This is a genomic window from Ktedonospora formicarum (assembly GCF_016587355.1).
Taxonomy (GTDB): domain Bacteria; phylum Chloroflexota; class Ktedonobacteria; order Ktedonobacterales; family Ktedonobacteraceae; genus Ktedonobacter; species Ktedonobacter formicarum.
Map to the genome: position 1 here is coordinate 4139476 of NZ_BNJF01000001.1, position 12844 is coordinate 4152319.

General features: G+C 50.6%; 8 protein-coding genes. 1 reads left to right on the forward strand and 7 read right to left on the reverse strand.

Features of this window, described 5'->3' with window-relative positions; all coding sequences use genetic code 11:
* Nucleotides 1–173: 173 nt before the first annotated feature.
* The 6 genes from K3T82_RS17820 to K3T82_RS17845 all read right to left on the reverse strand — a co-directional run bounded on the left by K3T82_RS17820 (nt 174) and on the right by K3T82_RS17845 (nt 11516).
* The gene (locus K3T82_RS17820; protein WP_220194787.1) at nt 174–1925 is read right to left on the reverse strand and encodes a peptide ABC transporter substrate-binding protein; all 1752 of its coding nucleotides are present in this window, start codon (nt 1923–1925) and stop codon (nt 174–176) included.
* 600 nt (nt 1926–2525) lie between these two features.
* A complete protein-coding gene (locus tag K3T82_RS17825; protein ID WP_236031194.1) occupies nt 2526–4238 on the reverse strand; it encodes a peptide ABC transporter substrate-binding protein in 1713 nt (570 codons plus the stop codon).
* A gap of 374 nt (nt 4239–4612) precedes the next feature.
* Nucleotides 4613–6328, reverse strand: coding sequence for a peptide ABC transporter substrate-binding protein (locus K3T82_RS17830; protein WP_220194789.1), 1716 nt, complete (start codon nt 6326–6328; stop codon nt 4613–4615).
* Nucleotides 6329–6618: 290 nt separating this feature from the next.
* A complete protein-coding gene (locus K3T82_RS17835) occupies nt 6619–8055 on the reverse strand; it encodes a hypothetical protein (protein ID WP_220194790.1) in 1437 nt (478 codons plus the stop codon).
* A 225-nt stretch (nt 8056–8280) separates the two neighbouring features.
* Nucleotides 8281–9048 carry a hypothetical protein gene (locus K3T82_RS17840; RefSeq protein ID WP_220194791.1) on the reverse strand — a complete coding sequence of 256 codons (768 nt, stop codon included), beginning with the start codon at nt 9046–9048 and terminating at the stop codon, nt 8281–8283.
* Nucleotides 9049–9275: 227 nt separating this feature from the next.
* The gene (locus K3T82_RS17845; protein ID WP_220194792.1) at nt 9276–11516 is read right to left on the reverse strand and encodes a tetratricopeptide repeat protein; all 2241 of its coding nucleotides are present in this window, start codon (nt 11514–11516) and stop codon (nt 9276–9278) included.
* Nucleotides 11517–11819: 303 nt separating this feature from the next.
* Here K3T82_RS17845 and K3T82_RS17850 point away from each other — a divergent pair, with 303 nt between their 5' ends.
* Nucleotides 11820–12239, forward strand: coding sequence for a Crp/Fnr family transcriptional regulator (locus tag K3T82_RS17850; protein WP_220194793.1), 420 nt, complete (start codon nt 11820–11822; stop codon nt 12237–12239).
* An 82-nt stretch (nt 12240–12321) separates the two neighbouring features.
* On the opposite strand, the gene nrdR is transcribed toward K3T82_RS17850, so the two are convergent.
* Entirely contained in the window at nt 12322–12825 is a 504-nt protein-coding gene (nrdR, locus tag K3T82_RS17855; protein WP_220194794.1) for a transcriptional regulator NrdR, read from the reverse strand.
* Nucleotides 12826–12844: the final 19 nt, after the last annotated feature.

Below are 12844 nucleotides of genomic sequence, written 5' to 3' on the forward strand. Positions count from 1 at the left end.
ATAGATTGAGTGAGAGTGTAGCGCAGGCTGAAGCTATGTGTCTATATGTGGGGCAAGACCGCTGAGCGCTGCTGTATTGCGGTGATAATAAAAAGTGGTGGTGAGCGATATTGCTCACCACCTCCTCTCACAAAGCAGTGGTTAAGGGAAACTGTAATTTCCCTCTGAACTACTTATTTGTAAGGGTTGACGTTCGCGCAGGAGTTGGCATTCGTCTTGTAGATGTTTGCCCAATCCTGTGGTGGGAAGATGCTCTGAGCATTAGGTACAAGACCCTGGATGCAGGGCTTCACGACCGTGGAGCTCTGGCGCTGATGAGTGGGGATCCAGGCCGCATCATCAACGAGTTGCTGCTCGATCTTATTGTACTGCTGTATGCGCTCGGCATCGTTCTTGTTACCATCGGCGGTAGTCATAAGCTTCTGCATCTGGCGCTGCGTCGCGACATCTGCGGAGTCTCCCTTGCCATAGTTGCTCTGATTGTAGTCGTTATCGCCGAACTGGAGGCTCAGCCAGTCCTGAGCATCGGGATAGTCCGCGTTCCAGGCGATACCCCACATCTGCATGCCCTTGGGGTTACCATGAGTAGCGCTGGTGTCGTCAAGAAGCTTATTGAAGTCTTCGTCATTGATGGTGACGTTGATGCCCAGGGCCTCTTTCCACTGGCTCTGCAAGAATGAAAGCTCATTCTTAGCCGTTGGTGAGCCACTGGTAGCAACTGTCAGAGTCACAGCCGGGAAGTTGGAGAGAGTGTAACCCTCTTCCTGCATACCCTGCTCAAGGAGCTGTTTAGCCAACGTCTTGTCGCCTTTGGTGCTCGCGACACCGGCAGGTCCCTTGAGGTTCTCGTTATAACCGGGCATACCCTTTGGTACGATATGATTGGTAGCGATATACGAGCCCTTGTAGATGTTCTGGGCAATCATATCTTTATCAATGGAAAGCGCGAAGGCCTGACGAATCTTAATGTTGTTGAACGGCTTAGCCAGATAGTTCATCGTGTAGTAGTCGATGATGAGCTTTGGCGCCTGACGGAACTGATTGTCAGGGAGAGCACGAGCCTGGGCCAGATTGGCGGTAGGCACGGCAGCCTGGTCAACCTGATTGGCCTGGTAGGCCTTGTAGGCCGTTGGGCCATCTTTGTAGAAGGGGAAGACAACCTTCTTCAACTGTGGCTTGGGGCCCCAGTAGTTTTCGTTAGGCACAAAGCTGATCTGCTGCCCGGAGACATGCTTCTCCAGCTTGAAGGGTCCAGAAACGCCACCCTGGTCCAGGTGCTTGAGCCACTCACCTTCGCCATACTTCTCGATGAAGCTCTTCTCAACCACATAAGAGGTCGAGTAGGTCAGAGCGTCAAGGAAATACTGCGCGCGCTGCTCAGTAACGATCTTGACTGTGGTAGGATCGGAAGCGAAGAGACTATCATTGATCAAGGTTTTGACCGTGCCTTTTGAACGCTTGGTTGCATCCTTAACCAGAGCCAGGTAGGTCGAGGCGACGGTTGACTTGGTCTTAGGATCAAGGGCGCGGTCGATGCTATAGACCACATCATCGGCAGTGATAGGATTGCCATCGCTGAACTTGAGGTCATCGCGCAGCTTGAAAGTCCATGTCTTGCCGTCGGAAGAAGTGGTCCATGACTTCGCCAGTTCGGGATAAACCTTGAGATCTTTGTCAAGCTGGACCAGCCCGGTAAACATCAATGAAATAGAGTCATTCGATGGTACATCGGTTGATAGGGCTGGATCAAGTGTGGCTACATCAGAGACACCTGCCTCGGGAAGAACGTAGATCTGTTGATCGTCAGGGAGCTTGCTTCCCTTACCGGCACCGCTGGAGGAGCCACCACAGGCGACAATGAGCATCGCTAGCAGGATTAGCACAGCGGGCAGAAACACACCAGCACGTTGCTTGCTGAGTTTCATAGATAGAGATCTCCTTGTGCAAAGAATGGATGAGAACTGGCTGCCAGATATGAGCATGGGCTCCTGACCAACCTGTCTTGCGTTTATAAATAAGCAAGCTAGGCTTTGCCACTTCTCCCCAAACAACAAGTAGTACTAGGCTCACGCAAAAGAACAGTAACTTTCCACTTTCACCCCTACGTTTTCTATGTGAAAACCAACGTTCCTTTCGAAACGCGTGCTTTGCGGTCTGGTTTTCTCATAGATAGATCCCGAATAAATCACGCATGCAAATGTGCTGATATTGGGTAAGGCAGAGATAGACCTTTTTTGGTAGAAGTTTAATGTCCGATATGAGAACTTTAAGTGTATGACTCTTTTGCAGGAGTAATCAGAACGCATATACTTGCGTTTAACTAGTCTATAATATATCGCTAAAAATAGCAAGATCTATAAAAAGTATTTGCAATCGCTTTGATGGAAAATAACAACCACTCTGGCGGTGCTCTCGTGACCTTTTGATGAAGAGAAAGCAGGGAGTGCCTGGATTGCCATTGGCAATCCAGGCACTCCCTGCTTTCTCTGTGTAATGTTGGGGCTTCTAAATGGGGCGCGGAAGGACTAACGATAGGTATCAGTTTTGGCGCAGATTGTATTTGTTGATATGTAGATCATGCTCCAATCTGGCGGTGGTATTAGCCCTTGCGCATTGTCCTGAACGCCTTTCAGGCATGGTTTTCGGACGTTCGAGCTCTGAGCCTGGAAGACGGGGAGCCAGCCAACGTCGTTGACGATTTGTTGCTCTGCCTGTGCGTACTGTTGCAAGCGCTGCTGCTGATCAGCATTACTATTAGCGGTCTCCAATTGTGCTTGTACCAGTTGTTGCTGGTTGGCAGTGCGTGAGTGGTTCTGCCCATAGTTGACGCTATTGTTCTCTGAGTCGCGAGCGAACTGAAGCGAGAGCCAGTCCTGGGGGTCTGGATAATCAGCGATCCAGCCAATCTTCCATAGTTGGAGGCCATTGGGATTATTCAAGGTTGCCGCGATATCAGTAAGCAATTTGTTGAAATCTTCTTCCTGAATCCTGACATGAATGCCCAGAACATTTTTCCACATCTGCTGGACGGCGGCATATTCCGCTCGACCGGTGGCTGAGCCAGTTGTCGCGACAGTGAGTGTCACTGGCGGGAATGTTGAGGTGGTGTAATGTTCCTCTTTCATTCCTGCCTCAAAGAGTTGTTTGGCCTTCGCGGGATCGCCGCTGGTCTGCTTGACACCAAGGGGACCCGTCAGGTTCGCATTATAGCCTGGCATACCCTGCGGCACGATATGGTTGGTAGGTATGACAGTGTCTTTGTAAATGTAGTGTCCTATCTTATCTTTATCAATTGCCAGGGCGAATGCCTGACGGATCTTGGTATTATTGAATGGTTTGGTTAGATAGTTCATCCCATAGTAGAAGAGCGAGAGTTGTGGTTCGCTATGATATTGCTTCTGGGGGAGGGCTCTGGCAGAGCTAAGTTGAGCGGTGGGTACAGGGGCTGCGTTGGCCTGCCCACTCTGGTAAGCTTTATAGACTGTATCTCCTGTTCGATAGAAAGGCATGACCACTCTTTTTAGCTGTGGCTTGGGGCCATAATAGTTGGGATTGGGCGTGAAGACGATCTCAGTGCCTCTGGTATAGCGAGAGACAATCCATGGACCTGAGCCAGCTCCTTCTTCTAGATGTGCGGTCCAGTTGTTGCCATACTTTGTGACCAGATGCTTCTGTACAACATATGAGCAGGCATAGGTCAGGGCCTGGAGAAAATAGGGCGCTCGGCGCGTGGTTTGTAGAACGATGGTTGAGGAATCGGGAGTCAGGATACTATCGCCAATGAGCGTCTTGATGCTGCCTTTTTGTAATTTATCGGCATCTTTGATGAGGCTTAGATAGATGGGCGCGGTCGTCGATTTTAGCGAGGGCTGAAGCGCGCGATCCAGGCTATAGGCGACGTCTTCCGAAGTCAATGGGCTACCATCGCTAAACTTCACATTGGGCTTGAGCTTGAAGGTCCAGCTCAGCCCATCGTCGCTCTGTTGATACGACTGGGCGAGTTCACCATAAACCTCTAGCTTATCGTTGAGTTGGACCAGGCCTGTGAAGACCATTGAAATCGCGCCAGCGGAGGTCAGGTCAGTTGTTAGCCCTGGATCAAACGTCTGAATATCTGCAATGCCGCTAATGGGCAAGATAGCAATCTGTTTATCATTGGTAGCCTTACTCTCTTTTCCGCTGGTCGCGCTGGTATTCGCGCAAGCCGCTGAGAGCAAAAGTAACAAGATACAAGCCATAGCGAGCGGGCCTCGAGTGTATCTCTGGCATACCTTCATGGCAAATACTCCCCCTTGCCGCGAAGAGCACGGCAAGAAATAAATGTGTTCTCCACCAGTCACTTTTACTTTGCAGGGGCAACTAGTTGCCTCTTTGTATTGTACCTCTTTGTCGGTTAGACTCTTATGGTTGCAGTATGTGAAGAGGTATCTGACAGGTGGTCATTGGTTGGCTGGATGTGCTAAACAATAGAGAGGCAGGAAAGCAATGGGCGCCGCTTCTCACCAGTTCCAGATGAAATGGTTTTGTGCTAAAGAGAAAACAGCGTTCGCAAAATGAACATTGTATGGGTTTGCGAACGCTGTTCGGAGAAAGATGTGTGTACCAGATGGTTTTAGCCAGCCTGGACACGGTAGATGATGGACCAGTCATCAGGGGGAATGATTCCCTGACTATTATCAATGATGCCTACGATATCGGTTGTACGCAGAAAGATAGAGGTCTCCTGCCCTGTTGGTATCCAGGCGACATCATTGATCAGTTGTTGCTCCGTCTGCTGGTAGCTTTGAGCTCGTCCATTTGGTGAGCTATCAGCTTTGGCGAGTTGGTCCTGTACTGCCTGTTGGCGAGCCGCGCTTGTGCCAAAATTCTGTCCATAATTCATATTGTTGTTGACACTTCCCTTGCCAAACTGGTACGTCAGCCAGTTTTGAGGATCGGGATATTCTCCAATCCAGGAAAGAGCCCAGAATTGTAGGCCCTGATCGTTCATAGTTGAGGCGGTTACCTGATCTAACAAGGTATTGTAGTCCACGGGATTCGGCTTGATAGTAATATTGAGGGCCTTCTGGATTTGCTGAATGACGACCTGAACCTCTTGTTGCGTAGTGGCAATGCCGGTTGCGTAGGTTAGTTGAATATCAGGCAGGTCGGAGACGCTCGCGATATTCTCTTCCTTAAGTCCTTCTTTCAATAGCTCCTGTGCTTTCTGGGCATTGCCCCTCAGATTTTGGGTGCCATCAGGACCAGTGAGCTTATCGTTATACTCTTTTAGTCCCTGGGGCAGAAGATGGTTAGTCGCAATAGTGCTACCTTTCCAGATGTTCTGGGCAATAGCCTGCTTATCTATCGCGAGAGCAAATGCCTGGCGAATCTTGATATTGTCAAAGGGCTTGGTCAAATAGTTCATCGTATAGTAATTGGTCCAGAGTTGCGGCAGTTGATGAAAGTCTTTCCGTTTCTTGTCATTCTGCAAATTGTTGATTGGCACATTTGCGGTATCTATCTGGCGATTCATATAGGCTTTATAGGCATCTTCATTGGTTTGATAAAAGCGGAAGATAACTTTTTGTAGTTGTGGTTTAGGATTGTAGTAATTGGTATTGGGTGAGAAAGTGATGGCCTGACCATGTCTGTATTCTGCGACTTTAAAAGGTCCAGAACTCCCGGCCTGACTCAGGTGGTCCGTAAATTGCGCGCCATATTTATCGATCAGACTCTTTTCGACCACAAAGGCGCAACTCATTGTCAATCGTGAGAGCAGATAGGCCGTGGGCTGAGCAGTAGTGATCACAATGGTATTGCGGTCTGGGGTGCGAATACCACTTAGAGTTTGGCTGCGACCAGCGATCACCTGATCCGCGCCTTTGATGATATTGAGATAAAGTGGCGCAACGGTAGACTGTGTTGTAGGATTGAGGGCTCGATTGAGGCTATAGGCGACATCAGCCGAGGTGAGTGCTGTCCCATCGCTAAATTTGAGATTAGGTTTGAGCTTGAAGGTCCACGTCAGGCCGTCGCCACTGCGCTGCCAGCTTTGTGCCAGTTGAGGGATGACTTCCAGCTTGTTGTTGAGCTGTACCAGGCCCGTATAGAGCATCTGGGCAGCGTGGATGGATGCATCATCATGAGCCAGGGCTGGATCAAGCGTGTCAAGATCTGTAATGCCAACCTGAGGGAGGGTGTAGATTTGTTTATCTGCGGAGACCTTCATGGTCTGTTGCGAGTTTCCGCCGAAGAGACTACATGCGCTGAAAAGGAAGAGTAGCGCGCATAGGCTCACTGTATGTATGAGCAACCGGGTGAAATGGACTTTCCCAATCGGAAACATGAAGCCGACTCCTTTATGGCTTTATTGATGATCACTCAGGCCGCTTCTCGCCGGATATTCCTCTGCACATAAGCGCTTCGCGGGGTAAGGGGATGTGATATGGCGGTTTGTCCAGGCAAACCGCCATATCACATCCCCTTACTGCCTATTACATTAACCCCAACGATCCACCGTCTGTGGCGAGGGATCATATTGTGACCCTATAGTATATAGGACGCTCTACGTGCCTGTTCGAAGACACATCTGGGCGAAAATTGCTATATACTTCTAAGTTTTTTGTTGCTCGTTGATTACAGTTGAGCGACCTTCGGGTCCTGGGGGCCGCTGATAATGGCATGAAGCGCAACATGAATAAACGCGTCAGTGTTGGTCTGCGCGAGTGCCTTGGGCCAGGCCATATACTCTTCAGCAGCAGCTTGCACTACCTGAAGGGTTTGACCCTGGTCCTGAGTGGCATCAACATGTCCAGCGGCAATGGCGATGGCACCGAAGAGCGCGCGTGGATCATGTCCAACCTTAAGATAGCGCTGAGCTGTAGCCAGTGCTCCGGCGAAGTCCCGGCTCTTCAATTGGTCCTGAAGTGTTTCAAGCTGAGAGCCTGCAATGAAACCGCCACCAGGGATTGTACCCGCTGGCGTTGGCTCGGTCTGCTGCATCGGAGAACTGGAGACCTCCTGGTAAAGAGCGTTGATATAGGCCGCAGCGGTATAGAGTGAAGGCAAGATTTCGACATCCTGTACCCGGCGCATCATCTGACGAACCGCCGCCGCATAGAGGAGTCCATGAGCGATAGCGAGGTACTGCTGATGATCAACGTTGTCTAGCGTGCATAGGAGATCGGCTGCTGCGAGCGCGATAACAGAAGCGGCTGCGCGCGGTGAGACTTCCTTTTTGATGACGGTATCATATACACCCTGGCAAACCTGCGTGGTGTCTACGTTGCTGCTCAGTAGCTTGTACAGTTCAAGCGCGTTCTCATCCTTGGGAGTAGAGAGGCGTGTTCGTACGCTCTTCATGCTATTCTCAGGCTTGGACGCGAAGGTGCGTACTGTTTTGATCCAAGTTGGTTCGTTGCCAGTGGGGCTCAGCGGGAGGTGGGGCGTGAGCCAGTGCAGGATATTGGGAACACGGTCTCCCCATTCTACGGCATCGAGGAGTTGGAAACCACGAACCGCGAAGATCATTGGATGTCCGCCATCCTGAAAGGTATCGGCGATACTCTCGACAATACGGGCTTCCATTGTGCGGTAATCTGCGCCTGAACCATAGAGTCCGAAGAGCAGGCGCTCTACGCCAGAAGTGTCATTGTTATGGACCGCCTTGCGCATCGCCTCGTTGACTGTCTCTTTCTCGCCGAGATCGCTGGGGAAGAGCGGCTCTGGATAGGATGGCTCTACTTTGGAACCCGCGCGGAGGGCGGCACTCGCCGTCTTTACGGCCTGCACAAAGATAGGAAGAGCGCGCTCCTTTACCGGAATGGTGGAGTTGACTGGCTCTGGCATAAAGTGAATCAGCCTGCTCAGCATCGCGGCAGTTCCCAGCGTGCTTGATGGATGTCCATCTTTATCACCGTGTACTGCGATCATTCCCAGGCGCCCAAGTAGAACATCGGGGGAGTTGGTATCCTGTAAAAGTTCACGCCCGCTGGCGATAATCTTCTCTGTATTTTCCTCAAGTGCTGCGTTAAGCACGCTTGAGAGGTCGACTCTCATTTCAACTTGTGCCATAGATAGCTCCTACAAAAAATAGATAACACCTTAGTAGATGTTCAGGACCCTCGCCACCTACGGTGGCTTCGCAGGGGTCAGGGGATATCGTTGGGTTCCCAACGATATCCCCTGACCCCTGCGAAACGCTTTAGCGCTGAGGAGTCTTTGCTTGAATGAGTGCATCGTATCACAACCGCAAGCAGCGCTTGCGGTTGTGATAATGCGGCGTAAGCTGCCTGGAAGCTAGCTTGCGTCTTTCAATTCACGAATGGCTTTTTCAATGTCGGGAATATCGGCATACTCCTCGTCGAGGAGTTTATAAGCTCGACTCAGATAGAGTTCGGAGAGCTTGCTCCCTCGCTCACTAGAAGAGATCGCTGCTGCTACTAATTCGCCACCGCGATATTTCTCGGCCAACGTTTGCGAAAGGCTGAGCATTTTTTGCTCGGTTTCGCGCAAGAGTTTCTGATCATGACCACCTATCGCGTAGCGGGCAGTTCCGATAAGTTTGCCAAGTTCCGCCAATTTTTGGCGATCTGGCATGGCATGAAGCACCAGGGAATCGGCATCCAACTCTTCCATAGTGAAGTGTGATTCAGTGCGTTTCTGGGTCTGAAGATTGGCGATATATGAAGCGTAGAGTTGTCCATATTCCTGGCATCCCTCTGCCGCGAGATTCATACGTGACATATCGTCTTTGGAACTAACGGTTCCAATCTCGCAGAGATCGTCGTCTCGATATTCCGCGAGCATTTCCAGATATTCCAGGTTCTGCCCCTCTTCGGGAATGGGAGGAATCGGCATACCAGTGATGGCATCGCTATCCTGTAGCTCCTCGGTGGGAAGTTGGGCTGCGAGTAGCGGAGGAATATATTTTGCGATAGACATCGGTATGGGCGGTATGACGCAGTAAGTGCAGAAAATATTCTGTGTGTTACTACGGTTGCGCACAATGAAGATGGCATGCCCTTTGGGGGCACGTGAGTTGCCGCGTAAGAATTGGATTGCCATAACGCTGATTCCTTCCGATATAGGGCTGCCTGGCATGTCTGCGCATGTCCCTTGCCCCTGTATATCAACTTCACTATTTCCAGTTGGTGTGCTTTGCCCTGATTCCCCTACATTTTCTCACGATTGGGCCCTCTTTTACAATATCCCTACGACCTCCAATGAGGGCCTCTCACTTTTGCTCAAAGCAACTCTGTTGCCCATATACGAGCAAAGCTTGCTGTCTATCCTTAAAGACCTTTGTAAAGTTGTTCAATGTGGCGGATCAGATCTTTATTGGCCTGTTTCTCATCGTCTGACAACTCTTCATCACTGGTTGAGATCTCATTGGCATAGAGTTTGAGGCGCGTAACGATCTCCTGGCTACCTGCGATGCGAGCGAAATTGTGTACCAAAATCCGAGCCTGCTCATTCTGATCACGGCGTAGATCAGTGACAGCGGTAAGCGCGTAAAGGTCCGCGTACTGGCGTAAGAACTTACTCCAATGCTCGGGCTGGCTGAGCGTATTCATAACATGCTCGACCTGGGTAAGCGCTTTAGTTTCTTCGTCACGCGCCCGTTCAAGTTCATTGCGGAGCAGATAAATGCCCGCTCGCGCTGAACGTGTGTCTACGACACCAAGGGGGCGACGAGCCTGATGATAGAGGCGAAGAGCTTCTTCAAAGTCGGTGAGAGCCGCATCGAGCTCATCTTGTCCACGCTTCGCCAGCCCACGGCTTAAGAAGGCGTCGGCAAGTCCAAGAATGTTTCCAGCCTGTTTGAAGCGTGTAATAGCGGCGTCACCGTTATTGATAGCTTCATCCCAGGATTGTTTAGCGATGTTGACCTGTGAGAGGCTTAGAACGGCAGAGCCGTCACCTTCAAGGCTCTCTACCAGTTGGAATTGACGACCAGCCGCGAGGAAGGTTTCACTTGCCGCATCAAGCTCATCGCTCGCGAGCTGAACCTGTCCAAGCCCGAGAAGTGCCTGGGCTGCTATTAATGGCTCCTGGAATTTCTCGGCTTGCTCTTGAGAGCGAGTGAAGGATTGCTGCGCCTCGGAAAAATCACCGCTTGTCAGGAGGCGCTTTCCTAGCACTAGCTCAACCAGGGGTTGAAGATTCTGTGCTAGCTTATTTTGCTGAATAGCCTCTTGGGCCGACTGTGCCAAACGCTCAGCCTCATGAAGCTCGCCTCCATAAATGAAAAGTTGAGCTGTACCAAGCGCGATTTGCGCTCTTAGGCTAGCGCTAGTAAGCGGATCGAGTTCCTGGCAACGCTCCTGGGCCTCAGTATAGGCATTACGTGCCTGTTGAAAGCGTCCCATCTGTTGATAGGTATTGGCAATACCAAGAATCGCGTGTCCCTCTACCAGAATATTTTGTAGTTTATGAGCTTGAGCACGCGCGTTATCGAACATCTTTAGAGCACTCTCAAGAAAGCCACTGCGATACTGGGCTTCGGCCTGATCCACAGCAGTCTCGGCCTGTCCAATGAGATAAGCAATTGCTTTGTATGTGCGGGCGGCGCGCTCTAGTAGTGAGTTCGCGTATGTAAGCTGCCCACGGCGCAGGTTGATTTCGCCAAGAACGCGATTGGCGTTGGCATTCCCAAGCGCATTATGTTGTTTTGTGTAAAGGTCGAGGGCGCTTTGCGCGCCAATCAGGGCCTGCCCAACTTCGTTCTGGAGGAGCATGACTTCCGCCAGACCGAGATCAGCGTCTGCCTCTCCCAATTCGTATTCGAGTGAGTTCGAGGTCTTAAAGGCTTCGGCGAAGAGATTTGATGCAGTTTCGAGTTGTTCGCGTTCGAGGTAGATGCGTGCCATGCCAAGCTGAGCATCGATGGTCCCAAAGATGTCATTTGTATCTTGATAAATGGTCAGGGCTTGCTGATAGCCTGCCAGCGCGGGCTCAAAGTCCCGCTTCATGCGCTGGATATCAGCAAGACTACGGCTGGCATCGGCGAGATTAATGCGATCGTTTGCTTCTTTATAGAAGTGAATGGCATCTTGATAGTGTTCTGCCGCGTACTCATTATTGCCGCGTTGGAGTTCTATATGGCCGAGAGCCAGTTCTGTATTGCCTATTCCTTGAGCATTCTTGTGGGCACGATAGATCTGCTGGGCTTGTTGATAGGCATCCTGTGCGCGATCCAGGTGTGCGAGCTGGCGCTCGATATGTCCTACAGAGAGGATCGTGGCAGCTTCGCTCAGTGGGTGTTCAGAGTCACGGTAGAACTTGATCGCGCGTTGGTAACTAGTGATGGCTTGCTCTAAAGCATTATTTTCGCGTTGTACTTCAGCGATTAATGTGCGGCTATCGCCAGCTCGCTTGAAGTCGCCACTCAGGCGAAAGCGAATTTCCGCGTCGTTAAAGGCATCGGATGCCTGATCGAGTTTCCCTTCATGGTATGCTTCAAGGCCAGCCTGGAGACGTTTTTCGGCCTGCTGCAAGTCTCTGGCCTGTTTCTCTGTATCCTGTGTTGACATAATATATCTATTCCTTAAGACGGCAAGGTCACTGGATGTGTCTTCAATGTGCTGTTTACCTGAATCCATTGTAGTGCCTGAGGTCCAGAAAGTCAAAGAAAGGTCGAGTGCGGCATCAAAATCATCGATACTAGCAAGGGAGTGGGTGTGGATGTTGGCGATGCAAGGGCGAAGCCATGCCAAGCAGGTGACCAGTGCTCTGAAGTATGGTAGAATACAAGCTACGATATCAAATGAACCAGGCTTATTGGTCCACCTTTTTATTTACAGGATCAAGGCGCTGCCGAAGGGAGCCGTAAAACGATGAATGAAGACATCCTCTCGCGTGTAGATCTCTTTTCCACTTTAAGTAAGAAAGAATTGCAAGAGATTGCAAAGAATTGTCAGGAACGCTCATTCAGTGCAGGTTCTACCATTGTTTCACAAGGGGATACTGGTGTTGGGCTGTATGTACTGAAGAGTGGAAAGGTACGTATTATTCAAGCACAGAGTCCTGACGGGGCTGAAGAGGTTATTGGTAGTGCTTCGGCTGGTGATGTGCTTGGTGAGATGGCGCTTCTCGATGAGCAGCCGCGTTCAGCGACTGTGATTGCCGAAGAAGATGTCACAGCACTTGTTCTGCCTGTCTGGGAATTCCGTAGTATTTTGCGTTCGCAGTCTGATATTGCGTTGAAGTTGTTGGCTGTATTGAGTCGCCGTTTGCGAAAGGCTGAGGCTCGTTAGTCCAATAGTGCAATGCGTATCCCACAATTCGTATTAGCGAACGGGCGAGGTAGAGTAGTGTGCGTAGGCATGATTGCAGCGCCTACTCTACCTTCTGCTCATGGGGCTGTGGTACCTGAGAGTGCGGATCGGACTTGCTGTCCTTGTGCATGAGTTTCTGCATCTCCTCGAACATCGTCTCTACATCGGTAAACGAATGGTAGACACTTGCGAAGCGGATATACGCGATTTTGTCGAGAAGACGCAAACGCTCCATAACCAGTTCGCCAATCATGCTGCTTGGGATCTCCTGCTTTCCTGATCGGTCAAGAGCTTGTTCTATTTCCTCTACCGCTTTCTCTATTTCGCTTGCTGGTAATGGGCGTTTTTCGCACGCCTTGCGTAGCCCAACGTATAGCTTCATACGGTCGAATGCCTCGCGCCGTTGGTCGCTTTTAATGACCATGAGAGGCGCTTTCTCAACACGCTCGTAGGTACTGAAACGCCCCTTGCAATGATCACATTCGCGGCGTCTGTGGATGGCATCACCGATATCGCGTGAATCTTTCACGCGAGACTCGGTACATCCGCAATAAGGACATTTCATTCTGGCTCTCCAATACTAA